The following is a 26750-nucleotide window of genomic DNA, read 5'->3' as shown; positions in this document are numbered from 1 at the left end:
CTCACCCGGCGATGGCGAGGCTTTTCAGTTTGCGGTGCAGCGCCGAGCGCTCCATGCCAACGAACTCGGCGGTCCGCGAGATGTTGCCGCCGAAGCGGTTGAGCTGGGCCTTGAGATACTCCCGCTCGAAAATCTCGCGCGCTTCCCTGAGCGGCAGCGCCATCAGGTGCTCGCCGCCCGAACCGGACGGCAGCGACGGCAGCATGGTGCCGATTTCCGAGGGCAGAAGGTCGGCGGTGATCGTCGCCTCCGGATCGCCGCGCGTCAGGATCATCAGCCGTTCGACGTTATTGCGGAGCTGACGCAGGTTGCCCGGCCAGTCGTGCGACTGCAGCACGGCCATCGCGTCCTCGCCAATGCGCCGGACCGGCAGGCCAGTGGCCCTGGAGATCTGGTGCATCATCTGTTCGATGAGGAAGGGAATGTCCTCGCGCCGTTCCGAAAGCCCCGGAACACGCACCGGCACGACGGCGAGGCGGTGAAACAGATCCTCGCGGAAGTGCCCCTCGGCAATCTCGCGCTCGAGATCACGCGCCGTCGACGACACGTAGCGAACGTCGACATGAACCTTCTGGGTGCCCCCTACCCGCTCGAACGCCTGTTCGACGAGAACGCGCACCATTCGGTTCTGCATGTCACGCGGCATGTCGCCGATCTCGTCGAGATAGAGCGTGCCGCCATGCGCCTCTTCGAGAGCGCCGACCTTGCGCTTGCCATCGTCGTCGGACTCGCTGCCGAACAGCTCGATCTCCATCCGGTCCGGCGAGAAGGCGCCGGGATTGAGCACCACGAACGGACCAGCGGCCCGATGCGAACGCTCGTGGATGGCGCGCGCCACCGATTCCTTGCCCGATCCGGAGGGACCCGAGATCAGCACGCGGCTGTTGGTCGGCGCAACGCGGTCGATGGTGTTGCGGAGCTGGTTGACAACCGACGAGCCACCGACGACGCCCTCCTGGCGGTCGGAACGGATCTGAAGTTCGCGAATTTCGCGCTTGAGACGCGACGACTCCAGCGCCCGTTCGGCGATCAGCACCAGGCGATCGGCCTTGAACGGCTTCTCGATGTAGTCGTAGGCGCCGCGCTTGATCGCCGAGACCGCCGTCTCGACGTTGCCATGGCCGGAGATCATCACCACCGGCACGTCCGGATTGTTGGACTTGATCTCGTCGAGCAACTGCAAGCCATCCATGCGGCTGCCCTGAAGCCAGATGTCCAGAAAGATCAGCTGCGGGCGCCTCTCGGCAATGGCCTGAAGGGCCTTGTCGCAATCTCCGGCCGTCCGGGTTCCGTGGCCCTCATCCTCAAGAATGCCTGCCACGAGGTCGCGAATATCGGCCTCATCGTCAACGATCAGAATGTCGGTCGCCATTGTTTCCTGCGTATCCGTTCCGCCGCCGAGCGGCCGCCCTCAAGCCCCGGCCGTCTCGGCAGTAACATAAATGTCACACGATCTGAAGCCCTATCGGTCATTACCCCCGACATTCAACCCGTTCTATTCGGATCGACCGGCAGGCTGATCCTGACCATGGCTCCGTGCCCACCATCGGCCACGGAGGGCGCATCCAGAAGATCGATGCTGCCGCCGTGCTCCTCGACGATCTTGCGAACGATGGCGAGCCCCAGGCCCGTCCCCTTCTCGCGTGTCGTCATGTACGGCTCCATCAACCGGTGCCGCTCGTTTGTCGGCAGGCCGATGCCGGTATCGACCACTTCCACGATGTTGAAGTCGCCGGCCTCGCGGCCATAGACATCGACGCGCGCTCCCTTGCGATCATCCTCGGGCAGCCCTTCGATCGCCTCGACGGCATTCTTGACCAGATTGGCAACCGCCTGGCTGATCAAGCGATGATCGAAGCGTCCTTTGAGCTGCGTTTCCGGCAGATGAGCCTCGAAGGTAATCTCCGGATGGCCAACGCCGAGCAGGAACACCGCCTCGCGCACGCATTCGCCAAGGTCGCGTTCCTCGAAGGACGGCTTGGGCATGCGCGCAAACTGCGAGAACTCGTCGACCATGCGGCCGATGTCGCCGACCTGCCGAACGATGGTATCGACGCACTGGTCGAACACCCGTCGGTCGTCGTCCATCACCAGCTTGCCGAACCGCCGCCGGATGCGCTCGGCGCTCAGCTGGATCGGCGTCAGCGGGTTCTTGATCTCATGGGCAATGCGGCGGGCGACGTCTGCCCAGGCCGAGGTTCGCTGCGCCGACACCAGCTCGGAAATGTCATCGAGGGTCACAACGTAACCGTGCTCGCGGTCGAGCGAGCGATCGGGCGTTACCCTGACCGACACCGTGCTCTTGTGATCGCCGCGGACCAGCGCGATCGTCGCCTGATGGGAGCGCCCTTCGTCGTCATCGCGCAAGGCGGCCGACAGGAGATGGGCCAGTTCGGGCATCTCGTCGACCAGAAGGCGACCGACCAGATCGAACAGCTCCACGCCGAGCAGCGACAGCGCCGACGCGTTGGCGATGGTGACGTGGCCATCGTTGGAAATGCCGACGACACCCGCCGACACGCCCGACAGCACCGCCTCGGTGAACCGGCGCCGTCTCTCGGCCTCCTCCGAGGCCGAGATCAACTCCTGCCGCTGGCTCCGAAGCTCCACCGTCATCTTGTTGAAGGAAGCGCCCAGGCTGGAAATGTCGTCCGACGTGGCCCCGACGGGCACGGCGGCAGTGAGATCGCCGTGAGCCACCCGGTCGGCCGCATTGATCAGGTGGCGTATGGGCGCGACGAGATAGTTGGCGAACGACAGGCCGATCCACATGGCGCCGAGCAGGAAGACGATCGACATGCCGCCGAAGATCATCGCGAAGCCCATCTGAACGTCGGAGCGGTTGTTCTCCAGCTCGCGGTACTCCATGGCGCTGTCGCGAGCGAGCTTCAGATTGTCGAGTACCTGCTTGTCGAGAAGACGGACGATGTAGAGATAGGTCTCGTCATAGGTCCTGAGCTTCAGGAGCCCCCCGACCTGGTTGGACTGCCCCGGCTGCAGCAGAACCGCCGTCTCCTTGCGCGCCTCATCTATCGCCGTGAGCGTCGGCATGACCGTCTTGACGGTCGGATCGAACTCCGTACGCACGATGACGTTGCCGTTCTTGTCCAGCAGATAGGCGCTTTGCAGACCGTGCAGCGACGCCTGCAAGCGCATGAGGCTCTCGAACCGGGTCGGTTCGTAATCGTAAAGCGACTTGGCCGCGTCGAGCGAAGTGGCAATGCTGATCAGATCGGCCCGAAGTACGCGGGCATGCTCCTGCATGTAGGCGCTCGCCACGGTCAGCACGTTGTCGACCACTTGTCGCGTCCGCGACTCGAACCAGTGATCGAATCCCTGGTTGAGCGAGACGGTGAAGGCCACCGCCACCATCACGGCCGGCAAGGCGGCGATGAAGGCAAACAGAGCCACGACACGCAGGTGAAGCCGGGCGGCCGCCCGTCCCTCCAACCAGGCACGCCCGAGTTTCCATACCTCCTGGCCGACCATGAACAGGATGGCGAGGAGGAGAAGGCCGTCGATCAACAAGGCACCGCGAAGAAGGTCGGTGGTCGGCGGAACGGGCAGGAGATTGGAGATCAGCGCAAAGGTGGTCAGAGAGAACAGCGTGGCGACCGCCACCAGCACGAGACCGAACAGCCGCCGCCGTCGCCCCTCGGCATAAACGTCCTTCATCGCCATCGGCCTTGCCGCAGCTTCACTCTGTCCAGCCGACAAGTCCGCCATCGTCCGCCTCCATTCCACATCGCGAGCCGTCTATCACGATTGCGGCTTCTTGACGAAAACAACGTGCAAAAGCCGCCTCTCCGAGCGTTTTGCCCCGCTAACGCCACAAGGCCCGCTTTACATCCGTCCGCAATGAACTAACAAGGCGGCTCGCGGAGCGAACTTGACCCCGACGGCTCGATCTTTCGATCGGACGCCAGGCCTCCAAGCTTCGCGAGAAACAGAAGCCGCAAGTGGTTCCCATGACTCCGACATTTGCTCCGCGACCGCATCGGGCAAAGACAAAGGTCGGGGCGAGCCAGCGGCCCCAATATCGCGGATCGAAGCCGATATGACCGACAGTCCCCTTCCGAAGCCCGCTCTCGCAGCAGCGCTGCACGCCATCGAAATCACCCGGACGGGCGTCGCTGCCCTTGAGGAAGCCGCGCTTCGCGGCCCACTCGGCGAGGCCATCGACAAAGCCATCGGAATCGTCGCCGAGGGCAAGGGGCGTCTTATCGTCACCGGCATCGGCAAAAGCGGCCATATCGCCCGCAAGCTTGCCGCGACCTTCTCCTCCACCGGCACGCCAGCCTATTACGTCCATCCCACGGAGGCCGGCCATGGCGACCTCGGCATGGTCGACGGCACCGACGTCATCATGGCGCTGTCCTGGTCGGGCGAGACCACCGAGCTCGCGGTTGTCCTGGCCTTCGCCAAGCGCTTCAACGTACCGGTGATCGCGCTCACAGCCGGTGCTGAATCGACGCTGGCCGCCGCGGCCGACGTGGCGTTGATCCTGCCGCGCGTACGGGAAGCCTGTCCGCATAATCTCGCCCCGACAACATCGACGGTGCTTCAGCTTGCCATCGGCGACGCCATCGCCATGGGCGTCATGGTGCGGAAAGGCTTCTCGGAAAACGACTTCCACATCGTCCACCCAGGCGGCAAGCTCGGTTCGCAGCTCCGTCGCGTGTCGGAGATCATGCATACTGACCGGCTTCCGCTGATCAACGCAGACAGTCGGATGACGGAAGCCATCCTGGCCATCAGCTCGGGCGGGTTCGGCGTCGTCGGCGTCGTCGACGATGCTGGCCAGTTGGTCGGAGTCGTCACCGACGGCGATCTCCGTCGCTTCGTGCACTCCGACCTCGGCCCGCAGTTGAGCGCCAGCAAGCTGGAAACGCCCGTCGCGGACGTCATGACGCGCAATCCGGTCACCGTCGCGCCGCAGATTTTCGCCGCCGAAGCGCTCGACCTTCTGCAGAACCGCAAGATTTCCGTGCTGTTCGTCGTCAAGAACCGGAAGCCGACCGGCATCCTGCACACCCTCGACCTGCTGCGCATCGGCGTGGCGTGACAGCCCGCGCCGTCGCGGGCGCCCGTCACTCCCTCAGGGGTTCCGGGTGGCTGACGATGCGGCGGATCTCTGGAAAGGCAGCACGCGCCATGCGCTCCACCGCGTCGGCGCGGCGATGCACCTCGGCGGCGGAAAGCGTCGCCGGGAAGCGGCAATGAAAGGCAACGAAAAGTCCTTCGCCGATCTCGCGAACACGCACGTTGTGGACGTCTGACACGCCATGCTTGTCCGCCGCCGCCCTGAGAGTGGCGGCGTAGGCGGCAACGCGATCCTCGGGCAAGCGTTCGCCGGGAATGAGGTCGGGATAAAGAGGTTCGAGATGCGTCTCCACCTCGATCTCGGCGCCGATTTCAGCGCGGACGGCGGCTTCCAGGCGGCTCGCTACCTCATGCGCCTCTCCGAGCGGCATGGAACCCTCCACCTCGCAATCGAGCGACACGGAGAGACGGTCGCCGAGATGCTGAATGGTGATGTGGTGAACGGGAATGCGCTCGCGCGACGCAGCGAGGAACACGCGCTCCCTGACGCTCTCGTCGTCGATCGGGACCGGCCGCAGACTGACCGTCGCCTCGGCATCCTCGATCTCATCCAAGATGGCCGCCACCATCGCCCGCTTGACCGCAGCCGTCTCGTCGAAACTGAAAGTTCGGGGAACAGCCGCGGAGATATCGACGAAGTGCCGGGGACCGACCGTACGGACGCGGAGCTGATCGATGGCAACCACGCCGGGCAGATCCAGAAGCAACCGACGGAGCGTACGAGCAATGGCCGGCGGCACCCGGTCGGTCAGCTCGTCGATGGTGCGGCGGATCATTCGGAGGCCCAGCCAGCCGATGAACACGGCGATGGCCGCCGCGGTCACCGAGTCGGCCCAATCGGCGCCATAGAGCGTCGCAACAAAGCCGACGATGACGATCACCGACGAGGCCACATCGGACAGGAAGTGCATGGCGTCCGCAGCCAGAGCGCGACTGCCGGTTTCCTTCGCCGTCTTGTTCAAGGCCCAGGCGCGCCAGAGATTGATGACGATCTCGGCGCCCAACACGGCAAAGGCGATGACGCCGACAGATGGCGGCGGCGCCGCGCCGGCAAAACGATTCCAAGCCTCCACGGCAACGCCGCCGGCCAGCACCAGCAGGAGCGTCCCCTCCCCCAGCGCGGCGAGATCCTCGAACTTGCCATGGCCATAGGGGTGGTCGTCGTCGGCCGGCCGATCGGCAAAACGCACCGCCAGGAACGTGACAAGCGTCGCGATGGCGTCGGTGCCCGAATGCAGCGCGTCGGTCACGAGCGCCAGCGAGCCGATCATCAGGCCTATGGAGAGCTTGGCGGCGGTAAGACTGAGGCTGGCGACCAGCGACACCAGCGCCACGCGTTCCTTCCTGGTCATCGCCGTTCCCGCCTTCCGTAATTCGACGGAGACGGGCATGCCCTCCCGACGACCAAAAGGCAAGCGCCCTCACCGGCGCGTCGTACTCATTCCACGAAAACGGTCACTCGGTCCGCCCTGCCCTCGCCGTCGATCACAGACAGCGTCACGAAGCCGGCGCCCTTCGGGAAGTAGCTGAACTGACGCGCCCATGGCTCCCGCGCCACTGGCGCTCCATCGGCGAGCCAAGTGAACGGTCCCTTGCCGTTCCTGACCTTGAGGGCAAGCGGCTGAGGCGAGCCGGAGCGGAAGCCGAGATCGACGCGCGCGCCCGTGGGGGGATAGGCGATCTCCGGTCCGGCATCCTTCAGAGCAACAGCCGCCCGCGCGCCGCGCAGTCGCTGAAGAGGCGGCGGCAGCTCGGCATTGGAGACCTTGAGGAGGCCCGGCGGTTCCGGCGGCAAGCGTGTCGTCCCGCCCGCCCGAACGAAGGTATCGGCCAGGATCGGCACGGCCACATCGACGCCCATCAGACCGGGCAACGGCGCGCCATCCGGCCGTCCGACCCAGACGCCGACCACATACCGACCGTCGTAGCCCATCGCCCACGCGTCGCGATAGCCATAGGACGTTCCCGTCTTGATGGCGACGCGGACGTCGCCCTTGGCCGCACCAAGCTGCCCTGCCAGGATATCTGTGACATAGGCGGCGGCGCGTTCGTCCATCAGCGGCTTGGGTGGCTCGGCCGGCCCCACGGCATCGACCCGCTCGCGCAACGCGATGGGGCGGCCACCACGAGCCAAGGCCATGTAGAGCGTCGTCAAATCGTCTAGCGTCAGGCCGACGCCACCGAGCCCGACCGCGAGATTGGCGGATGCCATGTCCGGCAGCTTTGCCTCGACGCCGGCCCGGCGGAAGCGAGCGACCAGCCGTGCCGGTCCGACCAGTTCCAGCGTCTGGATGGCCGGCACGTTGAGACTTTCGGCCAGCGCTTGCCGCACAGTCACCGTGCCGCGAAAGGTCTTGTCGAAGTTGTTGGGCGTGTAACCGCCAAAGGCAGTGGGGCGGTCCTCGACCAGCGTCTCGGGATGGGCGATACCGGCGTCGAAGGCGAGACCATAGATGAATGGCTTCAGCGTCGATCCGGGCGACCGGACCGCCCTGGTCATGTCGATGGAGCCGGACCGCTTCTGGTCGAACAGGCCGGCCGACCCGACGGAAGCCACCACGTCGCCACTTGCTTCCTCAGCGACCATGATAGCCACCGAGACGTTGGGGCCGATGGCGCTCGCCCGCTCGGCGGCGAGCCCTTCGAGCGAGGTCTGCAGCTTGCCGTCGATGGTCAGCCTGATTTCGCCCCGCTTGGGATCGGCCGCCACCGCCCGGTCGGCGGCATGAGCGGCAACCAATGGAAAATCGCGTCGCCGGGTCGGAACCGGCTCGGCCACGGCAGCGTCGGCATCGGCGCGCGAAAGAATGCCGCGCTCGGCAGCTTGCCTCAGGATACGGTCTCGCGCCGCCTTGGCTGCGTCAGGGTAGCGGTCCGGCCGCCTTGCCTCGGGCGCCTGCGGCAAGGCGACCAGAAATGCCGCCTCGGCCGGAGTAAGGCGAGCCGGTTCCTTGCCGAACCAGGCCAACGAGGCCGAGCGTACGCCTTCCAGATTGCCACCGAACGGCGCGAGGCTGAGATAGGCGGCGAGGATATCGTCCTTGCCGGCAAAACGCTCGAGGGCAAGAGCCTTGACGATCTGCCCGAACTTGCCGATCGGCGAGCGGGTATGCAGGCGCTCGGAAAGACGCACCACCTGCATGGTCAGCGTCGATCCGCCCGAGACGATGCGCCCATGCGTCACCAGCTGCCAACCGGCACGGAACAAGGCTTTCGGATCGACGCCATTGTGCTCCCGGAAACGTCCGTCCTCGGTGGCAAGAAGCAACGCCACATAGCCCGGATCGACGCGCGCCGGATCGACAGGCAGGCGCCAGAGCCCGTCGCCAACCGTGTAGGCGCGCAGAATATCGCCGTCTCGCGCAGTCACGACCTGCGAGGTGGGAGCAAAGAGATCGACAGGCGGTGTCGCATCAACAAGGGCGCGGAACTGCACGACGGCAGCCACCCCGGAGATGGCGACCACCGAAAGAACGATCAGACAGACTTTGACCAGACGACCACGCGTCTTCATCCGATTGCGTCTTCCCGTGCTCACTTCAGTCGATCATCTTGCGAAAGCGACCGATGTCTAGAGACTGATCAGCGCCCGCCCGAGGTTGAAGCCTCGCACCAAAGCCCAGGCCGGTTCAAGAAAAGCGCGAAAGGGCAGCACCGTAAAGTACCTGTAGCGAGGCAGCCTGTGGAACTCGGTAATGCACTATCCCCCGCATGATGGTCCACGCCGACGTTCGCCCCACATGGATCGCCTCTGGGTCTGCATTGGCACGGCGCAGCGCCCCAAGTAAACGCCCGAGCCGATGGCGCCAAACCCAAAAGGCCGAACTGAACGACATGGCGGCGACGGCCGCGAGGAAGAGTCGCCCATCGTTTCAGGAACAAATACGACTGTTTCGCAACTACGGAGCATAACCGCAGGATCGGCCAAGCGACTTGCGTGATTTGCCAATATATCTCCGGCCCAGGAAAATCACTTCTTGGCCCGCACCAAACCAAGAAAATATTCAAAATGGATATTGAACATTCCGCATAATGCAACATTAACGGTCACTGCGTAGAAATGCGAAAGGAGAGAAACGGGCGGATGCTGAATTCTGGAGGATAGAATGAAACTATTCGACAAGATACTGTCGAAGCGGATAAGCAGACCGCCACAAAATGCCGCCGTCGCGACACCCGATGGCGAGCCGAAGCGAGAGCAGACGGGCTCATCCGCCTCGGCAACGGAGCCTCTCAGGATATTGCGAACGGACGCCTCTCTCTCCAGCGTCAGCCCTGACGACTTCCTGTTTGACGGCATCCAGGCCAGCCTGGTGCTCGCTTTCGTCTCGCCAAAGGTCGATTTCGCAAGTGTGACCCGCAAGATCAAGTCGCTTGCCCACACGGCCGAGGTTGTGGCCACCACAACCGCGGGCGAGCTCTGCGCCAAAGGTGGAGAGAAGGTTTATTGCGAGACGGACGGCAGTTGGCAGAACGTCGTCCTGCAAGTCTTCTCGCCGGCATTGATCGAAAAGGCCGAGGTGTTTTCGGTGCCACTCTCCTCGCAGGATCTCAGAGATGGCAGATCCTCGATGTCGCACAGCAAACGGATCGCCAAGATCGTGTCGGCACTGAGCGCCGTGAAGCCGGCCATGCACATTGACGCCAAGACGACTTTCGCGCTGACCTTCGTCGATGGGCTTTCCATGTCGGAAAGCTACTTCATGGAAGCAGTCTACGAGTCCGGGCGCTTCCCCTGCCTGTTCGTCGGCGGCTCCGCCGGTGATGCCCTGACCTTTACCGAGACGCTTCTGTTCGATGGCCGGCAAATCGTGAAGGACCACGCCGTCGTCGCCTTCGTCAAGATGGCGCCGGGGCAACGCTACGGCGTCATGAAGAGCCAGAATTTCCGGAAAACCGGACCGAGTTTCGTCGTTGTCGACGCAGATACCGATCGACGGTCGGTCAGCGCCGTCATCGACGACAAGAGCGGCAAGGTCGTCTCACTGGTCGAGGCTCTCTCTTCTGCGTTGAGGGTTGTGCCGGAGAAGCTCGAAGAGGCTCTCAAGGGCAAGGCGTTCGGGATCGAGCTGGGCAAGGAGCTGTTCGTCCGCTCGGTGTCCAAGATCGACCTCGAGAAGGAAGTGTTCTACTTCTACTGCGATATCGGCCCCGGTGACGAACTGACGTTGCTTGAACAGACCGACTTTCTCGAACAGACCCGCGCCGACATCGAGCGCTATCTGCGCGGCAAACCGAAGCCGGCTGGCGTACTGATGAACGACTGCATCCTGCGCCGTCTGTCGAATGCACAGGCGCTGTCGCGAACAGGCGGCATTTGGCCTGCGCCCGTGGCAGGATTCTCGACCTACGGCGAGCTGTTCGGCATCAACATCAACCAGACCCTGTCGGCAATCGTTTTCTTCTCAAACGTTGAGACGGACTTCGCGGACGATTATCTCGACAACTTCGCAATCCATTACGCGAGTTTCGTCAACTACTTCACGCGCAACCGGCTGAAGCGGGTCGAAATCCTGAACCGCCTGAGAACCGGCGTCATCGAAAAGATCTCCGACTATCTCGAGATGTCCTCGAGAATTGAGGGCACTCTCTCGGAGATCTCCAGCGTTGGCGAGATCATGTCCGGCATACGCGCAGCCATGGTCGACTCCCGTCCGGAGCAGAGCGGTCAGCCCTCCAACACTGAGGCGCTCGCCGCACGCTTTGGCGGTCTCAACGACGCGCTTTCCGCGCTGCGCCAAGTCGTGGCAGTCATCGACAACATCACCGGTCAGACCAACCTGCTCGCCCTCAATGCCACCATCGAGGCGGCACGCGCAGGTGAAGCGGGGCGCGGTTTCGGCGTGGTGGCCGGCGAGGTGAAGAAGCTCGCCAACGACACCAAGGCCACGCTCGGTCACACACAGACAGCCATCGCCAACATCGAGGAGTCGCTTCGGGAGCTCGGCGTCATCATCGAAGCCACCAAGCGGGAGTTTTCCGAAGAGGGCGAGCGCTACAAGCAGATCGTGGGCAACGTGGAAGAGATCTTTGCCCAGAGCGGCCACTTCGAACGGTCGATCGCCGGTCTGTCCTCAATCGTGGCCGGCCATCGAAGCAGTGTCGAGCAGGCGGTCAGCAGCATCGAGTTCCTGCATCGGCTCGATAAGAGCGACCGGGAGGTCGCCTGATCGGCCGCGGCCTGAGCAAATTCCAAAACAAAGCCGCCGCGTGAGCATCCCCACGCGGCGGCTTGTTGTTTCCGTGGACTGAAATCAGCCGTAGATCGGGAAGGCGTCGGTCAGCGCCTTGACGCGGAGCTTCACCGCCGCCTCGACGCCGTCGTTCTTGTCTTCGCCGTTGATCTTGAGACCGTCGAGCACCTGCAGGATCAGGTTGGCGATCTCCTTGAACTCTCCGGCGCCGAAGCCGCGTGAGGTCGCCGCCGGCGAGCCAAGACGGATACCCGAGGTGATCGTCGGCTTCTCCGGATCGAACGGCACGCCATTCTTGTTGCAGGTGATGTCGGCGCGGCCGAGAGCCGCCTCGACCACCTTGCCGGTGAGCCCCTTCGGACGAAGATCGACCAGCATCAGATGGTTGTCGGTGCCGCCCGAGACGATGTCGACACCACCGCGCTTCAGCTCGTCGGAGAGCACGCGGGCGTTCTCGACCACCGCCTTGATGTAGGTCTTGTAGGCCGGCTGAGCCGCTTCGAGCAGCGCCACCGCCTTGCCGGCGATGACATGCATCAGCGGCCCGCCCTGCAGGCCGGGGAACACCGCCGAGTTGATCTTCTTGGCAATATCCTCGTCATTGGTCAGCACCATGCCGCCGCGCGGTCCGCGCAGCGTCTTGTGGGTGGTGGTGGTGACCACATGCGCATGCGGGAACGGCGAAGGATGCTCGCCCGCCGCCACGAGGCCCGCGAAGTGGGCCATGTCGACCATCAGGTAGGCGCCCACCTCGTCGGCAATGGCGCGGAAGGCCGCGAAGTCCCAGACGCGACTATAGGCCGAACCGCCGGCGATGATGATCTTCGGCTTGTGTTCCTTGGCCAGCGCAACAAGCTGGTCCATGTCGATGCGATGATCCTGAGCGCGGACACCGTAGGTGATCGCGTTGAACCACTTGCCGGACATGTTGGGCCTGGCGCCGTGCGTCAGATGTCCACCCGAGGCCAGGTCGAGGCCGAGCACCGTATCGCCCGGCTTGGCCAGTGCCAGAAACACCGCCTGGTTGGCCTGGCTGCCGGAGTTCGGCTGCACGTTGGCAAACTTGCTGCCGAACAGCGCATTGGCGCGCTCGATGGCCAGGTTTTCGGCGATGTCGACATACTGACAACCACCATAATAGCGTTTACCTGGATAACCCTCGGCATACTTGTTGGTCAGAACGGAACCCTGCGCCTCGAGAACCGCCTTGGAGACAATGTTCTCCGAAGCGATCAGTTCGATTTCATGCTGCTGACGACCGAGCTCCTTCGCCACGGCGGAGGCGATCGCGGGATCGGCCTCGACGAGGGAGCGATGGAAAAAGTTGGCAAGCTCTGCGCTGGTCGTGTTGGACATTTGGGTTTCCGTTCCGTCAAGGGACGTTTCTTGGGCCGGACTGACCGGGACGAAATGCCCCGGCGCCACGCGCGCCCGTGACGGGCGTCGCTTATCACGAGCGGGGGGGTGCCATCAACCGGAGGGCCGCCCAACGAGCGACCAGCAGCCCCGCCTAAATCGAATATGCGATCGTCTCAGGCCAGGATGGCGTCGAGGGCGGCAATCTTTGCGATGTCCTTCGTTCGCCCGGCAAGCGAGTAGAATCGCCGGAGATCGGCGAGAGAGGCTGCTCGGAACCGCCTTCCGTCAACGGCGATCTCGGTGATCTCCCGAAGGTCATAGGGCGTCCAGCCATCCGACGACCCAATGCTCATCTCGGCCATAATGTCGATGACAAGCGGTGCGCCGTCGAGATGGAGGTGTACGCGGGACCGGAACCTGTCGTTGCCACCCTGCCCGTCCGGCTCGACACCGGCCGCCGCCGCCAGAGCTTCGGCGTCGTCGACGGAGACGATGACATCCAGGTCGGATGCCTGAAAGCCGCCGATGCCCAGCAACTCGAGAACGGCCGTCCCGAACAGGACTGGCTCGGCCCGCGCGTTATCGGCAAGACGCTCCAGGAAGGCGAGAGACTGGGCGAGTTCGGGCCGCATCTATACGGTGAAACCTCCCCCACGCGGAGCGGTGGCCAGCGGCTGCGCATTCGTCTCGGCAAGGCGTTTCACGAGCTTTCGCAGCGCCAGACGCTCGAGATCGTGACGAGCAGCCCCGGCCGGACCGATCACCTGCACTTCCACGCCCGTGACAGAGCAAATGGCAGAGACGCGCACGGCGTTGCCGAGGGCGACGAACTCGAAATAGACTTCCCGCTCTTCCACGCTTCCGGTCATGCGGCACCGCAAGAGAAAACCCGCCCGGAAAATCCGGACGGGCTCAAACTACCACGAAGTGTCGGGAAAATCAGCCGGCCTGAGCCTGGCTCTGTGCCTCCGGCGACATCGGAACGCCGAGACCGTCGCGCTGATAGATGTCGTCGCGGAACTCGACCGTGTTGTTCGGCGTCGCCCACGCGGTGATATACTGGAAGTAGAGAGGCACGGGATCGGCCACCGGCGCATCGATGCGCTCGCCCGAGGTCAGCGCCTCGGTGATGCGATCCTTCGGCCAGTCCGGCGTGTTCTTGAGGATCCAGTAGACATACTCGCGAACGTTCTGAACGCGGATGCAGCCCGAGGAATGGAAGCGATCGTTGCCGCCGAACAGACCCTTGCTCGGCGTGTCGTGCATGTAGACGCCTTCCGGCGACGGGAAATCGATCTTCACCGTCCCCATGGAGTTGAGGTCGCCCGGCTCCTGGCGGAACATGTAGTTGACCGCCTGGTCGGTCTTCCAGTCGATCGATTGCCAGGACACCTCGGTTCCCGAGCGCGGATCGAACACGTGGATCTTCTGCCGGTCCAGATAGGACGGGTCCTTCTGCATCTGCGGGATCAGGTCCTTGAGGATGATGCTCTTCGGAACCGTCCAGTAGGGGAAGAAGCGGATGACGGTGATCTTGGTGTTGAGCAGCGGCGTCTGCCGGTCGATCTTGCCGACCACGCCACGATGGCGCGAGTGCACGGTATCGCCATCGATGGTCTCGATCTCGGCGCCAGGCACATTGACCATCACGAAACGGTCGCCACTGCCACCAAGCGGACTGGGGAATGCCTGAAGACGGACGAGATTGAGCTGGAGCTGCTGGATGCGCGTTTCGACCGGAACGTTGAGCTGGCGCAGCGTCGCATCATCGACAACGCCATTGGCGATGATGCCGTGGCGCTCCTGGAACCGACGAACGGCCCCATCGACGAAAGTGTCGTAAGCAGTGGAGATACCGGCGCTCTGATCGAGATCGCCGGTGATCATCAGACGCTGGCGCAACACGCCGACAACCGGGTTCTCCATGCCTAGCCGGAGCTTGCCGACTGCCGGAACCTGGGGCCACCCGCCCTGCATGGCGATCGACGAGTACTGGGAAATCGCCTGTTCGGTGTAGAAGCCCGACTGCCCGGAGATCGACGGGCGCGTCGGCTGCGTCGTCATGTCGGTAGGCGCGGAAACGTCGAAACCCTCGGTCCATTCCGTCTGGGCCAGCATCGTCTGGGCCTTGGAGGCGGTAGCCGCCAGCGCCGTCATTCCGGCGATGCCAGCCTTGAGCACCCCGCGGCGGCTTGCCGCCATCGACAAAAATGATCCCTTCACGACCGCACTCCAGATTGAACCGTTCGGACGCCGGAAAGCCGAACAAGGCGCTGAAACCTCGGCCAATGGACAATGGCCATGGTTAACGCCGCCTTTCCGGAAGATTCCCGCACAAGTGAACCGCCTACGAAGGACTCGCAAGACAGCTTAGGTGGCTCGCCGTTTAGCGGCAATTCATGGCGAAATCGAGGACTGTGAGCATAGGCCCTGCCCGTGGACATATCCGACCGGACGGCATGGCAACGCGCGGACGAGAAAAGACCCTGAGCGCAGGGAGGGCGCTCAGGGCCAAGTTGCGCGTCTCGGGAGGAGTTGAGACGTTCGATGCATCCGGTCTGAGGAAAGGGGAGGAAGCATTCCAACCGACATGCTCGATACACTTAACATCTGACAGCAAACTATTAAAAAATGGTTAACGCAACAGAAAAAGCGCTGTATCGGCGTTCACCCTACCTCTTTTGAGGCACCAATACTCTCTTTTGGAAAACGTCACTGTCAGTTTTGACAGAGGAACAGGCAACGTTACACAGCCTGTCGACTTGGTACTTCGTAGCATTCGCCATCCGTGACGGACTTTTATCGCAAACGGAAAGCGGCCGCCGTGGGTAACGGCAGCCGCTTTGGGCGAAGATTCGCGCTGAAATGGCGCTCCGGAGAACGCGTTGCGGCCTTAGAGCCGGTAGAGGATCTGGTCGGTCCAGAAGCGCTCCAGCCGCTGCAGCGACTTGTTGAGCACCTTGAAGTCGTCACGGTTGATGCCGCCGACCGTCTCGATCGAGATGATGTGGCGGTTGTAGAGCTTGCCGACGATATCGGCGACCGCCTGCCCCTTGTCCGTCAGCTTGACGCGAACCGAACGACGGTCCATGCGCGAGCGCTGATGATGAATGTACCCCATCTCAACCAGCTTCTTGAGATTGTAGGACACATTGGAACCGAGATAGTAGCCGCGGGTCCTGAGCTCACCGGCCGTCAGTTCGCTATCACCGATATTGAACAGGAGGAGCGCCTGGACGGCATTGACGTCGGTGCGACCCGAACGGTCGAACTCGTCCTTGATGACATCGAGCAGGCGTCGGTGCAGACGCTCTACGAGGCGGAGCGCCTCGAGATAAAGCGGCTGGAGGCCCTGCTCTTCTTCGGGCTCGTTGGCGTAAAGGTCGTAGGCGCGCTTGGCGTTGGCCATGGTTGAAAGCCTCTCTGTCGTACTTTTTGGATGCGGCTCTTTGTCCGCCTTGATCACGACAGTAGCCGAGAGCTTTGAAAATCAGCTTAAGGGGCAAGCTGAATATAAGTTTAACGCGATTCCAAACCTACCCGAGTCTTCGCTTTGGTAAAGCAGTACTTTACGCCCCCAAAAAGCAAGCCAACCCAGCGATTTCAGGCCAATTCCACAAAATTCGACCTAGTTTTCATCAATCCGACTCTGCTCGGAAAAGGCAGTTGAGACGAATTGCCAAATTTTACGCAATAACTCTTTGTTGACTCTCACAAACGATCGCGGGTCCGTTCGTAATAGGCCGAGAGCACCGCGTAGAGCACCACGGTGCCGATGTGAAAGATCATCAGCGGGTAGTTGCGGCCGAACTGGGGGTTATAGGCGCCATAGAGCGCCGTCTCGGTCAGAGCGCTGATCATCCAGACCACGGTGCCCCACGAAGCGAGCAGCCAGAGGCCCACCGCCGCCACGAGATCGGCGACGGCGAAGAACAGCGTCGCCACGATGACCGGCGAAGAGAGCGTCAGGAAGTTGCCGCTCGGAATGCCGAACCCGAGAATCGTCGCCCAGCGCGCAAGACCGGCGACCAGGAACACCGTCGACAGGAAGCGGACATAGACCACCAGCGTCAAGCGAGCGTCGAACTTGCTCCAAAGGCTGGTTTCGAGCCCATCGGACTGCCGCGTGTCGCCGTTGCCACTCATCCGATGATCCTTTCACTCTGCAAGCCTGCCTCAAATTTGCGCCGGAGTATCGATCAAATCATGACCCGCGTATAGAGCCGGAGGCGGAGCCGTGCTAAAGCGGCACCGCTTTCCGCTGGCAGGACCTCCCATCATGACCGCGAACACTCCCTTCTCCAACGGCGCCGCCGCGCCTGACATGCGCGCCATTCTGAGCGGCCGTCGCATGCGCCGCCTGCGCCAGACCGACTGGTCGCGCCGCCTCGTGCGCGAAAACGGCATCACTGTCGACGACCTGATCTGGCCGATCTTCGTCATCGATGGCGTCGGTGTCCGGACTCCGATCGCCTCGATGCCCGGCGTCGAACGCCTTTCGGTCGACGAGGCGGTGCGCGATGCCGCCGAGGCGGCCGCGCTCGGCATCCCGGCCATCGCACTCTTTCCCTATACCGATCCCGTGAAGCGCGACGAGAACGGCAGCGAGGCATTGTCGCCGGACAACCTCATCTGCCGCGCGCTTCGGGCCATCAAGACCGCCGTTCCGGATATCGGCCTGATGACCGACGTGGCCCTCGACCCCTACACCAGCCATGGCCACGACGGCCTCCTCGAGGGCGACGTCATCCTCAACGACGAGACGGTGGCCGTGCTCTGCGAGCAGGCGCTCAACCAGGCAAGGGCCGGCGCCGACATCATCGGCCCCTCGGACATGATGGACGGCCGGGTCGGCGCCATCCGCTCGGCACTCGACGATGCCGGATTCGAGCACGTGCAGATCATGGCCTACTCGGCCAAGTACGCATCGGCCTTCTATGGCCCGTTCCGCGACGCCATCGGCACCAGCAAGACCTTGCGTGGGGACAAGCGCACCTACCAGATGGATCCCGGCAACTCCGACGAGGCGATCCAGGAGGCCGAGCTCGACCTCGCCGAGGGCGCCGACATGATCATGGTCAAGCCGGGCATGCCCTACCTCGACATCCTTCGCCGCCTCAAGGATGAGTTCCAGGTGCCGACCTTCGCCTACCAAGTCAGCGGCGAGTACGCGATGATCATGGCGGCGACGCGAAATGGCTGGCTGGACGGCGAGCGGGCGATGATGGAAAGCCTTCTCGCCTTCAAGCGGGCAGGCGCCGACGGCATTCTGACCTATTTCGCCCGCGACGTGGCCCGCAAGCTGAAGGGCTGACGTGCGGCCGCTCCACCTTCTCAAGATCGTCGCGGCCGCTGCCATCGGAGCGGTCGTCGCGACCGAAGCGTGGTGGCTGGCAAACGGCTATCGCGACGCCAGTGCCTGTCTGAACGCCCTGCCCGCCCTGGAGGAGCAGGGTGACCTTGTCGTCGACGGGCTGAAGCGTTCGAGCGGCATCTTCGATGTGATCGAGATCGACTACCGGCGGGCCAACGCCCTCGGCGGCCACCCCGGCCGTCTGCGCTGCGCCTTCGGTGACGGCCTGGATGGCGGGCGCAATCTTCTGGGAGCCGAAATCGGGGGGCAGCCGATCGGAGAGGCCCGGCTCTTTTTCCTGGAGCGTTTCTGGCTGGAGGATGCGACCGCGGTGGAGAGTGGCGCCAAACGCCTCAGAACCGAGATACCGCCTCTCGTCTTTCTCGCTGCGATGATCGGGCGGCCACATCCATCCCTCATCGGCGCCCTTCTTTGCGCACTCCTTGGCGTGGCGCTGCTCGCGGCCAGACGGTTTTCGACAAGCCATCGACGAAGCTGATGCCACCTTGTCTCTCCGCCGTGCGAGGGATTAGGGTGTCGCCCCAAATGCCGACCGATGGCCCCGCCGGTCAGCAGCATTGCGTGCCGACCCAACCGTCGGCCACGGCGGGAAAATCCCAGAGGCGACGAGGGAGAAACAGATGACCGAACAGACCCCCGGATTTTCGACGCTTGCCATCCATGCCGGCGCCGCTCCGGACCCGACGACCGGCGCCCGCATTACCCCGATCTACCAGACCGCGTCCTATGTCTTCGAGGATGTCGACCAGGCGGCGAAGCTGTTCGGCCTCGAAACCTTCGGCAATATCTACGGCCGGCTGACCAACCCGACGCAGGCGGTGCTCGAAGAGCGCGTCGCCGCCCTCGAAGGCGGTGTGGCGGCACTTGCCGTCGCCTCCGGTCATGCCGCCCAGCTCCTCGTCTTCCACACGCTGCTTCAGCCCGGCGACGAATTCATCGCCTCCAGGAAGCTCTACGGCGGTTCGATCAACCAGTTCGCCAACGCCTTCAAGAACTTTGGCTGGAACGTCGTCTGGGCCGATCCGGCCGACCCTGCCTCGTTCGAGAAGGCGGTGACCCCACGCACCAAGGCGATCTTCATCGAATCGATCGCCAATCCCGGCGGCATCGTCACCGACATCGCCGCCGTCGCCCACGTGGCCAAGCGGGCCGGCGTGCCGCTCATCGTCGACAACACTCTGGCAACGCCCTATCTCTGCCGTCCGATCGAGCATGGCGCCGACATCGTCGTTCATTCGCTGACCAAGTTCCTGGCCGGCCACGGCAACTCGCTCGGCGGCATCATCGTCGACGCCGGCAACTTCGACTGGTCGCGCGAAAACCGCTATCCGATGCTGTGCGAGCCGAGGCCCGAGTACAACGGCCTCGTCTTCCATAAGAACTTCGGCAACTTCGCCTTCGCCGTCGCCTGCCGGGCGCTGGGCCTGCGTGACCTGGGGCCCTGCATCTCGCCGTTCAACGCCTTCCAGATTCTGACCGGCATCGAGACGCTTCCGTTGCGCATGCAGCGCCACACCGACAACGCCAAGGCGGTGGCCGAGTTCCTGTCCGACCACCCGAAGGTGGCCTGGGTGTCCTACGCCGGCCTGCCGGGCGACCGCTATCACGGCCTGCAGCAGAAATATGCGCCAAAGGGCGCCGGCGCCGTTTTCACCTTCGGCCTCAAGGGGGGCTACGATGCCGGCGTGACGCTGGTGAAGAACGTTGAGCTGTTCTCCCACCTCGCCAACGTCGGCGATACCCGTTCGCTGGTGATCCACCCCGCCTCGACCACGCACAAGCAGCTGACCGATGCGCAGAAGGTGGCGGCAGGCGCCGGACCGGACGTGGTTCGCCTGTCGATCGGCATCGAGGATCTCGCCGACATCATCGCCGACCTCGATCAGGCCCTGTCGCACATCGACTGACGCCTGCCTCCCTGGGAGACTTGCGTCCGACCGGCATCGTCCCGAGACAAATGCCCACACCTGATCCAATGTCGAGCGTTGGGTTTGGTGACTCCTTTAGCGGCATCCGACCGAAGGCCTGAAACTGGCCGGAATCGGATGCCGACTTCGCTCCACTGAACGGCGGAGGCGCGCTTGTCCTCAAGTCTCAGGAAGCTGATCGGCACCATCATCCTCGTGATTACCGTTCCGATCTACGCTCTGATCGCCATGGTCATTGCTGTGGCGGTGCTCCCCGGCGCGAATGCCTGGTGGCAACTCGTCTACTATCTGGTGGCAGGCCTGCTCTGGGTTCCGCCGGCCGGCGGTCTCATCGTCTGGATGACCAAGGCGGACCGCCGCGTCTAGTGGAGCGAATTTGACATTTGAGTCCCGCCTCACATAGAGCGCCCGCTCAAATGTCAAATTCAAAAGCTCCACTCGAACCGCTAGCTCTCCCGCAGGGGTTCAGCCTCCGGACCGCCGGCACGGGCGAACCGGAGACTGCCTGAACTCGCGTATGTGCCCGGACAGCTGCAAGTCGACGACGCGAGAAGATAACGCGCGCCCTGTGATTTCCCTTTGACTTCATTGCGATGTGCAAGTGCCGCATCCGTCTGTATCCGTATTTGCAAATGGATCGCATTTGCATTAATGCATACGGCCGAAAAGTGGATTTCTTACATCAGGATATTCGAGGCGTCGACGAGCGCCAGTTCGCCGAGGGGCCAAAGACCGCCAGTGTCGGCGTACCGATAACTCCGCAAAGCAGCCACTTTGGTCTCGCCCTCTTGTCAGGCGCGGGCAAGGAACAATGCGTTTGCACGAGGAGCAGGAATGACCGCGTACACGTCCACCGTCGTTGCCGCCGGGCTTCTGGCCCTCGTCAATGTCCTGCCGACCGAGGCGTGGGCCGAGCCGACGAGCTACCCACTGACAATCGACAACTGCGGACAGGCCGCCACCTATGCGAAGGCGCCACAGCGCGCGGTAGGATTTGGCCAGAACAGCGCGGAAATCATGCTGGCCCTTGGCCTTGAGGAGCGGATGGTGGGCACCGCCTTCTGGCCGAGCAAGGTGCTCGACGAGTTCGCCGAAGCCAACGCCAAGGTAAAGCTTCTCTCCACCGAGTTCCCCACCTTCGAATCCATTCTCGGCGAACGGCCGGACTTTGTCGCAGCCGCCTTGCCGAGCCTCGTCGGACCGAACAGCAAGGTGGCCAAGCGCGAAGATTTCGACAACCTGGGAATCGCAACCTATCTGTCGCCCAGCACCTGCCTCGACGCATCCGGATCCAAGGATGTCTACGGAAGCCGTGCCAACCTCTGGACCTCGGAACTGCTCTACAAGGAGATCGACGAGCTCTCGCGCATCTTCGACGTAGCCGATCGCGGTCAGGCGCTGATCGCCGACTTCAGGGCGCGCGAGGCCGGACTGCGGGCCAAGGTGTCGACGGGCGACCGCAAGCTCAAGTATCTGTTCTGGTTCTCAAGTCCGTCTCCGTCAGCTGATGCCTATCTCGGCGGCAAGAACGGCGCCTCCGGCTTCATCGCCGACCTGCTTGGCGGCGCCAATGCCCTCGATACGGAAACGGAGTGGCCCACCCTTGGCTGGGAAGCCATCATAGCCGCCGATCCCGATGTCATCGTCATCGCCAGTCTGGACCGCAATCGCTGGGAGCTCGACAGGCCGGAAGCCAAGATCAAGTTTCTGACGACCGACCCTGCCGTCAGCCAGATGCGCGCGGTCCGCGACAAGGCAATCGTCGTGATGGATGGCCAGGCCATGAATCCCACGCTCCGCACCATCTATGGCGCGGAGCAGGTGGCCGACCAGCTCAGAAGCCTTGGCTACCTGAAGTGATCGAAGCGAGATCGGCCGTCTGGCATGTTGCGGTGGTTGCCACCGCCGTCTTGGCGTCGCTTATCGTGGTCGCGCTGGTCATAGGCATCAGCGTGGGGGTGGGCGACCTGCCGATCCCCCTTTCGACGACATTCGGCGCCATAACCAATCGACTCGGATGGACGGCGATCGAGCTCGAGCCCATCCACGAGGCGGTGATCTGGGACTACCGTCTGAGCCGCTCTCTGGTGGCGGCTTTCTGCGGTGCGGGCCTGGCGCTGTCGGGAGCGATCATGCAATCGCTTCTTCGCAATCCCCTGGCCGAGCCCTATGTGCTCGGCATCTCGGCTGGCGCTTCGACCGGGGCGGTTGCCATCTTCATCCTGGGCATCGGCACCGGAGCCGTTTCGCTTTCCGTCGGCGCCTTCGCTGGCGCATTCGGCGCCTTCCTGTTCGTGGCGCTCCTGTCGAACGGTACGCGCGGCGGCGCCGACAGGACCATCCTCGCCGGCGTTGCGGCGTCGCAGCTCTTCAACGCCGCAACCTCCTATATCGTGACCACCTCGGGCAATGCCCAACAGGCGCGCGACGTGATGTTCTGGCTGCTCGGCAGCTTTGGCGGCGTCCGTTGGCCGGAACTGGCGCTGGTCGCCTCGGTGACAGGCTTCGGGCTCGTTGCCTGCATGATCTCCGCCCGCAATCTCGATGCCTTCGCCTTCGGCGACGAGGCCGCCGCCGCATTGGGGCTTAACGTCGGCAAGGTGAGACTGCAGCTCTTCGCGCTCACCGCGCTAATGACTGCGACGATCGTAAGCATGGTCGGGTCGATCGGCTTCGTCGGCCTCGTCGTGCCGCACGCGGTTCGCTTTTTCATCGGACCTCTCCATATGCGGCTTCTGCCCGCCTCGGCGGTCGCCGGCGCGGTCTTCATGGTTCTGGCCGACATAGCCTCGCGGCTATTGGTCCCGGGGCAGACCTTGCCGGTCGGCGTCGTCACGGCGCTCGTTGGCGTTCCCTTCTTCTCGGCCATCCTCTACCGGTTCAGGAGTCCGTCATGAGCGTTTCCGCCGAGAGGATCACCTGGAAGATCGGCAGGCGGGCCATTGTCGACGACGTCTCGATCGACGTGCGTCCTGGGGAGACGCTGGGCCTTCTCGGCCCCAACGGCTCCGGAAAGACCTCGCTGCTCCGCCTCCTCGCCGGCCTGAGACAGCCGCACGCCGGCCGGATCACGATCGATGGCATTGACCTCGGAACCGCCGATCGCCGGACGATCGCCAAGCGGGTGGCGTTCGTCGAACAGCACGCGGCGACCAATGCCAGCCTCAAGGTGATCGACGTGGTCAAGCTCGGGCGCTTTCCCCACCGGTCATTGTTCTCCAGCTGGTCGACCGACGACCAGAATGCCGTCGAGGCCGCACTCGAGAAAACGGGAATAGCCGGCATGCGCGACGCGCTCTGGCAGACTCTCTCAGGCGGCGAAAAGCAGCGTGTCCACATCGCGCGGGCGCTGGCTCAAACGCCGACGGAACTCTTTCTCGACGAGCCGACCAACCATCTGGATGTTCACCACCAGATCAGCCTGCTCCGTCTCGTCAGCAAGCTCCCTGTGACCAGCATCATCGCGCTCCACGATCTCAATCACGCCGCCATGTTCTGCGACCGGTTGATCGTCATGAGGGCCGGCAAGATCGCCACGGCGGGCCGCCCGGAGGAAGTGCTGACCGAGAAGCTTCTTCGCGAGGTCTTCTCCGTCGAGGCCCGTGTCGAGCCGTCGCGTCATCATGCACGCCTCCATGTTCACTACCTTCTCTAGAGTCTCGAGGAAGAGCGCTCCATGACGCCGGCCACGTCCGACGACCGTCCCGCCTTCTTCGACAGCGTGGTGGGAGGCATCACGCTTCGCCTTCTGGCAACATTCCTCTTCGCGTCGATGAGCCTTTCGGTTCGCTTGGCGGCAATCGAAGCCCCTGTGGGCCAGATCATGTTCTGGCGCTCGGCCGTGGCGCTCGGGCCGATCCTGATTTACCTTTGGTGGCGTGGCGACCTGCCGCATGGACTGAGAACGCGGCGCCCCATGGGCCATCTCAAGCGCAGCATGCTCGGTGCCGCCGCGATGTTCCTCTCGTTCCTGTCGCTCGCTCATCTGCCCCTTTCCCTGGCGACCGCGCTTTCCTTTCTGGCCCCGCTGATCACCATTCCGGCGGCGGTGGTGCTTCTGCGCGAACGCCCCGGCGCCTTGGTCCTGTGGGCCACCGTCGCCGGCTTTCTTGGTGTCATCGTGATGTTGGTGCCGGCTTTCACCCGGCCCGAGTCGGCGTTGGAAACTCTGCTCGGCGTCGGAGCCGGCGTCCTTTGCGCGCTGACCACGGCTTTCGCCAAGATCGAGATAAAGAAGCTGACGGCAACTGAGACACCGGCGGCAATCGCCTTTTACTTCGCGGTGGTGTCGGCGCTCGGCGGCCTCCTCAGCCTGCTGCTCGGTTGGGTGGAAACCTCGCCCACCGGCCTGGCGGCCCTGATCGCTTCCGGGATCCTGGGCGGACTGGCTCACATCGCCATGACAGAGGCGATCGCCCGGGCGCCGGCATCGACGCTGGCGCCCTTCGAGTACACCGCGATGATATGGGCCTTGCTGTTCGACCTTGTGGTGTTCGCATCGGTCCCCGATACCTTTGGTATCGTCGGTGCGCTTGCCATAGTGGCGGCGGCAGCCATTGTCGGCTTCTGGAAGGCACCGCCCCCGGTTCGCCAGACATAGACTTCTGCACTCTTCGGAAAGAGACGCTCAGGCCGCGATCTCGCCGGCCGCCTTCGCCACGCGCGTGATGCTGGTGACGCCCCGGCGGCCGAGCGCGGCCAGAAGCGTATCGACGGCGGCGGAATCGGCATCGCCCGTCAGCATGAGTTGTCCGGCAAGCCGAGCGAACAGCGCGAAAGCCGGGTCGGCCCGCAGCCGTCCAAGGTCGATCAGCACGAGATCGTAGGTCTGTTCCAGCGTTTCAAGCAGCATCGCGGCAGACTCGGCGTCATCGGCGAGCGTCCCCAGCGGACGGCGACCGGGACCGATCTCGTGGGCGCGCGAACTGGCATTGCGTTGGATGGCGTCGGTGAAGTCGGCTTCTCCCGCCAGAAGCTCGGCGAGGCCAGGCTGGTCGTCGGCATGCCGACTCGCATCAACAACGACGATACGCGCACCGTTGAAGCCGCCATCTCGCGTCAGCTCGTCGATAAGGCGACGATTCTCGCCGCCGTCTCCGAAACTCGCGACAGCGACCCGGCGACGCTCGGCGAGGTCGACGAGGGCGCTGGCGGGAGCAACGGTCGCGGCATCGGCGAGCCTTTCGATCTCCACTGTCGCCGGACGAGTCTCCTGAGCGACGGTCTTTGGAGAAACGGGCTCAAAGGCATCCACGACGAGCGGAGCTTCCTCTGGTTGTTCGCCGATCTCTCGGCGACGCTGGCGGCCAATGACGGCCGCTGCCGCGCCCAAGGCAAGCACGAGCAGACCGGCCAAGGCACCACCCACCCAGGGCGAAATGTTTGCCGCCTGCTCGACCCGTGTCGCACCGGAAACCAATCTGGCACCGACGCCACCGCTCGTCGCCTGTAGCTGGAGATAATCGCCGACGACTCGATTGACGAAACGAATGGCAAAGTCCGGATTGTCGGCCGAGAATCGGATGTCGATCAGCCGACCATAGCCAGACGGCGCAGCCGAGAAGCCGGCCGCGAGAGCCTCGGTCAACTTCTCTTCCGGAGCAACCAGCTTGCCGGCGCTCCCCATGCCCACAGCCGCCAGAAGACTCACGTGGAGCGGCGGTTTGAACACGGCGCGGACATCGGTCACACCGAGTTCGGTAGCGGCCCGGCGAAGGGTGTCGCGCGACGTGATGAGCTTTGCCTGAGCCGATAGGAACTCGGAATCGACGATACTTTCCGCCGCGCTCGTCCGATCGACAGCGAGACGGGCACGAACTTCGACGCCCGACTGCAAAGTGGAGAGAAAACCGTATGTCACAATGGCCACGGACGCAGCCAACACGACCAGCAAGGCCTTCCGGCGCCAAGCGGACTGCAAGACAGCCTGACGCGCACCGCCACCCGCCTCACCGGCAGGAGGCGCACCGAACACGTTCAAGGGCGGAGCTTGCCTTTCCATGCGAAAAGCATGGGCGGGTATGGTAACCAGCCCGTTAAACATCGCAAAAATGTTACCGAGGTCCCCAGATTCTCGCCCCTCGGAAAGACTTGATAAAGAGTCGTTAAACTGCGTTTTCCTTTCCTTAACCATGCCAGACTAGGGTCGGTTCCCGTATTCTCGCTGATTTCATGGGGACAATCGCATGCGGCGACGCGCCTTTCTCGGTCTGGCTTTGCTCGGCCTCGGCGCCTGTACGACCGCGCCCCGGCGGCGGGCGGTGGGCGCTTCCTCCCCGATTCCCGACGGACTCGACGGCCCCTACCGCCTCGACAGCGGCGACAAGCTGCGCGTCACCGTCTTCGAGCAGACGGCGCTCTCCGGCACATTCTCCGTCGATCAGGCGGGCTACATCGCCTATCCACTGGTCGGAAACGTCACGGCCCGTGGCCTGACCACGCAGGAGCTGGCCGGTGCGCTCACCCGTGGTCTCAAGAGAGGCTATCTCAACAATCCCGACGTCACGGTGGAAGTCGACACCTATCGTCCCTTCTTCATCATGGGCGAAGTACGCAATCCCGGGCAGTACAGCTACGTCAACACAATGACCGTCGAGACCGCCATCGCCATTGCCGGTGGCTTTACCTCACGCGCCAACGAAGGCGGCATCGCCGTGTCTCGTCGCCTGAACGGCAAGCTCTACACAGGCACACTCCCGCCGAGCGCCCTGGTCCGGCCCGGCGATGTCCTGCGTGTCGCCCAGCGGCTGTTCTGACGAAGCAACTGCCAAAGACGCTCTGTCGCCGTCCCTT

At 63.6% G+C, this 26750-nt stretch carries 22 protein-coding genes; 11 read left to right on the top strand and 11 right to left on the bottom strand.

Annotated elements, in window-relative coordinates; genetic code table 11:
• Nucleotide 1: 1 nt before the first annotated feature.
• Together M4J40_RS20095 and M4J40_RS20090 are read right to left on the bottom strand one after the other, a co-directional pair.
• Nucleotides 2–1372: a sigma-54 dependent transcriptional regulator gene (locus tag M4J40_RS20095; protein WP_251756197.1), complete on the bottom strand. Its 1371-nt coding sequence runs from the start codon at nucleotides 1370–1372 to the stop codon at nucleotides 2–4.
• A 113-nt stretch (nucleotides 1373–1485) separates the two neighbouring features.
• Nucleotides 1486–3726: a PAS domain-containing sensor histidine kinase gene (locus M4J40_RS20090; RefSeq protein ID WP_251756196.1), complete on the bottom strand. Its 2241-nt coding sequence runs from the start codon at nucleotides 3724–3726 to the stop codon at nucleotides 1486–1488.
• Nucleotides 3727–4057: 331 nt separating this feature from the next.
• Here M4J40_RS20090 and M4J40_RS20085 point away from each other — a divergent pair, with 331 nt between their 5' ends.
• Nucleotides 4058–5065: an SIS domain-containing protein gene (locus M4J40_RS20085; RefSeq protein WP_251756195.1), complete on the top strand. Its 1008-nt coding sequence runs from the start codon at nucleotides 4058–4060 to the stop codon at nucleotides 5063–5065.
• Between the two features lie 25 nt (nucleotides 5066–5090).
• Here the strand turns inward: M4J40_RS20085 and M4J40_RS20080 are convergent, their stop codons facing one another.
• A complete protein-coding gene (locus M4J40_RS20080) occupies nucleotides 5091–6455 on the bottom strand; it encodes a cation-efflux pump (RefSeq protein ID WP_251756194.1) in 1365 nt (454 codons plus the stop codon).
• An 86-nt stretch (nucleotides 6456–6541) separates the two neighbouring features.
• Complete coding sequence (gene pbpC / locus M4J40_RS20075; protein WP_251756193.1) at nucleotides 6542–8617, bottom strand: penicillin-binding protein 1C; 2076 nt, start codon at nucleotides 8615–8617, stop codon at nucleotides 6542–6544.
• A 592-nt stretch (nucleotides 8618–9209) separates the two neighbouring features.
• Here pbpC and M4J40_RS20070 point away from each other — a divergent pair.
• Nucleotides 9210–11273 carry an FIST N-terminal domain-containing protein gene (locus tag M4J40_RS20070; RefSeq protein WP_251756192.1) on the top strand — a complete coding sequence of 688 codons (2064 nt, stop codon included), beginning with the start codon at nucleotides 9210–9212 and terminating at the stop codon, nucleotides 11271–11273.
• Between the two features lie 84 nt (nucleotides 11274–11357).
• On the opposite strand, the gene glyA is transcribed toward M4J40_RS20070, so the two are convergent.
• From glyA to M4J40_RS20040, 6 genes are all read right to left on the bottom strand, one after another.
• Nucleotides 11358–12653 (bottom strand): serine hydroxymethyltransferase, encoded by a 1296-nt coding sequence (gene glyA / locus M4J40_RS20065; RefSeq protein WP_251756191.1) that lies wholly within the window; start codon nucleotides 12651–12653, stop codon nucleotides 11358–11360.
• Nucleotides 12654–12829: 176 nt separating this feature from the next.
• The gene (locus M4J40_RS20060) at nucleotides 12830–13288 is read right to left on the bottom strand and encodes a hypothetical protein (protein ID WP_251756190.1); all 459 of its coding nucleotides are present in this window, start codon (nucleotides 13286–13288) and stop codon (nucleotides 12830–12832) included.
• Nucleotides 13289–13525, bottom strand: a complete 237-nt coding sequence (locus tag M4J40_RS20055; RefSeq protein ID WP_251756189.1) for a DUF6898 family protein — start codon at nucleotides 13523–13525, stop codon at nucleotides 13289–13291.
• Nucleotides 13526–13595: 70 nt separating this feature from the next.
• Nucleotides 13596–14879, bottom strand: a complete 1284-nt coding sequence (locus M4J40_RS20050; RefSeq protein WP_251756188.1) for a murein L,D-transpeptidase — start codon at nucleotides 14877–14879, stop codon at nucleotides 13596–13598.
• A gap of 670 nt (nucleotides 14880–15549) precedes the next feature.
• Complete coding sequence (gene ldtR, locus M4J40_RS20045) at nucleotides 15550–16065, bottom strand: transcriptional regulator LdtR (RefSeq protein WP_251756187.1); 516 nt, start codon at nucleotides 16063–16065, stop codon at nucleotides 15550–15552.
• Nucleotides 16066–16367: 302 nt separating this feature from the next.
• Nucleotides 16368–16802, bottom strand: coding sequence for a DUF6163 family protein (locus M4J40_RS20040; protein WP_251756186.1), 435 nt, complete (start codon nucleotides 16800–16802; stop codon nucleotides 16368–16370).
• 178 nt (nucleotides 16803–16980) lie between these two features.
• On the opposite strand from M4J40_RS20040, the gene hemB reads away from it, so the two are divergent.
• From hemB to M4J40_RS20000, 8 genes are all read left to right on the top strand, one after another.
• The gene (gene hemB, locus M4J40_RS20035; protein ID WP_251756613.1) at nucleotides 16981–17970 is read left to right on the top strand and encodes a porphobilinogen synthase; all 990 of its coding nucleotides are present in this window, start codon (nucleotides 16981–16983) and stop codon (nucleotides 17968–17970) included.
• A gap of 1 nt (nucleotide 17971) precedes the next feature.
• A complete protein-coding gene (locus M4J40_RS20030; RefSeq protein ID WP_251756185.1) occupies nucleotides 17972–18508 on the top strand; it encodes a hypothetical protein in 537 nt (178 codons plus the stop codon).
• Nucleotides 18509–18650: 142 nt separating this feature from the next.
• Nucleotides 18651–19937, top strand: coding sequence for an O-acetylhomoserine aminocarboxypropyltransferase (locus M4J40_RS20025; protein ID WP_251756184.1), 1287 nt, complete (start codon nucleotides 18651–18653; stop codon nucleotides 19935–19937).
• Nucleotides 19938–20111: 174 nt separating this feature from the next.
• Nucleotides 20112–20324 carry a DUF2842 domain-containing protein gene (locus M4J40_RS20020; RefSeq protein WP_251756183.1) on the top strand — a complete coding sequence of 71 codons (213 nt, stop codon included), beginning with the start codon at nucleotides 20112–20114 and terminating at the stop codon, nucleotides 20322–20324.
• 468 nt (nucleotides 20325–20792) lie between these two features.
• On the top strand, nucleotides 20793–21818 hold the full coding sequence (locus M4J40_RS20015) for an ABC transporter substrate-binding protein (protein ID WP_251756182.1): 1026 nt from the start codon (nucleotides 20793–20795) through the stop codon (nucleotides 21816–21818).
• Nucleotides 21815–22855 (top strand): iron ABC transporter permease, encoded by a 1041-nt coding sequence (locus tag M4J40_RS20010; protein ID WP_251756181.1) that lies wholly within the window; start codon nucleotides 21815–21817, stop codon nucleotides 22853–22855. Before M4J40_RS20015 ends, M4J40_RS20010 begins: the two co-directional genes overlap by 4 nt.
• A complete protein-coding gene (locus M4J40_RS20005) occupies nucleotides 22852–23613 on the top strand; it encodes an ABC transporter ATP-binding protein (protein WP_251756180.1) in 762 nt (253 codons plus the stop codon). Before M4J40_RS20010 ends, M4J40_RS20005 begins: the two co-directional genes overlap by 4 nt.
• A gap of 21 nt (nucleotides 23614–23634) precedes the next feature.
• Nucleotides 23635–24558, top strand: a complete 924-nt coding sequence (locus tag M4J40_RS20000) for a DMT family transporter (RefSeq protein WP_251756179.1) — start codon at nucleotides 23635–23637, stop codon at nucleotides 24556–24558.
• A 27-nt stretch (nucleotides 24559–24585) separates the two neighbouring features.
• On the opposite strand, the gene M4J40_RS19995 is transcribed toward M4J40_RS20000, so the two are convergent.
• A complete protein-coding gene (locus tag M4J40_RS19995) occupies nucleotides 24586–25827 on the bottom strand; it encodes a hypothetical protein (protein ID WP_251756178.1) in 1242 nt (413 codons plus the stop codon).
• A 316-nt stretch (nucleotides 25828–26143) separates the two neighbouring features.
• Here M4J40_RS19995 and M4J40_RS19990 point away from each other — a divergent pair, with 316 nt between their 5' ends.
• Entirely contained in the window at nucleotides 26144–26713 is a 570-nt protein-coding gene (locus M4J40_RS19990) for a polysaccharide biosynthesis/export family protein (protein WP_251756177.1), read from the top strand.
• Nucleotides 26714–26750 lie beyond the last annotated feature (37 nt).

Source organism: Pleomorphomonas sp. JP5 (assembly GCF_023721815.1).
Lineage (GTDB): Bacteria > Pseudomonadota > Alphaproteobacteria > Rhizobiales > Pleomorphomonadaceae > Pleomorphomonas.
The sequence above is the reverse complement of the archived record's forward strand: the minus strand, read 5'-3'. Positions and strand labels throughout refer to the sequence as shown.

Excerpts from the sequence above, each read along its gene's own strand:
- pbpC (WP_251756193.1), bottom strand. The coding sequence starts at position 8,617 with ATGAAGACGCGTGGTCGTCTGGTCAAAGTCTGTCTGATCGTTCTTTCG.
- M4J40_RS20005 (WP_251756180.1), top strand. The coding sequence starts at position 22,852 with ATGAGCGTTTCCGCCGAGAGGATCACCTGGAAGATCGGCAGGCGGGCC.
- M4J40_RS20070 (WP_251756192.1), top strand. The coding sequence starts at position 9,210 with ATGAAACTATTCGACAAGATACTGTCGAAGCGGATAAGCAGACCGCCA.
- glyA (WP_251756191.1), bottom strand. The coding sequence starts at position 12,653 with ATGTCCAACACGACCAGCGCAGAGCTTGCCAACTTTTTCCATCGCTCC.
- M4J40_RS20055 (WP_251756189.1), bottom strand. The coding sequence starts at position 13,525 with ATGACCGGAAGCGTGGAAGAGCGGGAAGTCTATTTCGAGTTCGTCGCC.
- M4J40_RS20000 (WP_251756179.1), top strand. The coding sequence starts at position 23,635 with ATGACGCCGGCCACGTCCGACGACCGTCCCGCCTTCTTCGACAGCGTG.
- M4J40_RS20090 (WP_251756196.1), bottom strand. The coding sequence starts at position 3,726 with ATGGCGGACTTGTCGGCTGGACAGAGTGAAGCTGCGGCAAGGCCGATG.
- ldtR (WP_251756187.1), bottom strand. The coding sequence starts at position 16,065 with ATGGCCAACGCCAAGCGCGCCTACGACCTTTACGCCAACGAGCCCGAA.
- M4J40_RS20095 (WP_251756197.1), bottom strand. The coding sequence starts at position 1,372 with ATGGCGACCGACATTCTGATCGTTGACGATGAGGCCGATATTCGCGAC.
- M4J40_RS20025 (WP_251756184.1), top strand. The coding sequence starts at position 18,651 with ATGACCGAACAGACCCCCGGATTTTCGACGCTTGCCATCCATGCCGGC.
- M4J40_RS20085 (WP_251756195.1), top strand. The coding sequence starts at position 4,058 with ATGACCGACAGTCCCCTTCCGAAGCCCGCTCTCGCAGCAGCGCTGCAC.
- M4J40_RS19990 (WP_251756177.1), top strand. The coding sequence starts at position 26,144 with ATGCGGCGACGCGCCTTTCTCGGTCTGGCTTTGCTCGGCCTCGGCGCC.
- M4J40_RS20040 (WP_251756186.1), bottom strand. The coding sequence starts at position 16,802 with ATGAGTGGCAACGGCGACACGCGGCAGTCCGATGGGCTCGAAACCAGC.
- M4J40_RS20060 (WP_251756190.1), bottom strand. The coding sequence starts at position 13,288 with ATGCGGCCCGAACTCGCCCAGTCTCTCGCCTTCCTGGAGCGTCTTGCC.
- M4J40_RS20080 (WP_251756194.1), bottom strand. The coding sequence starts at position 6,455 with ATGACCAGGAAGGAACGCGTGGCGCTGGTGTCGCTGGTCGCCAGCCTC.
- hemB (WP_251756613.1), top strand. The coding sequence starts at position 16,981 with ATGCGCGCCATTCTGAGCGGCCGTCGCATGCGCCGCCTGCGCCAGACC.
- M4J40_RS20015 (WP_251756182.1), top strand. The coding sequence starts at position 20,793 with ATGACCGCGTACACGTCCACCGTCGTTGCCGCCGGGCTTCTGGCCCTC.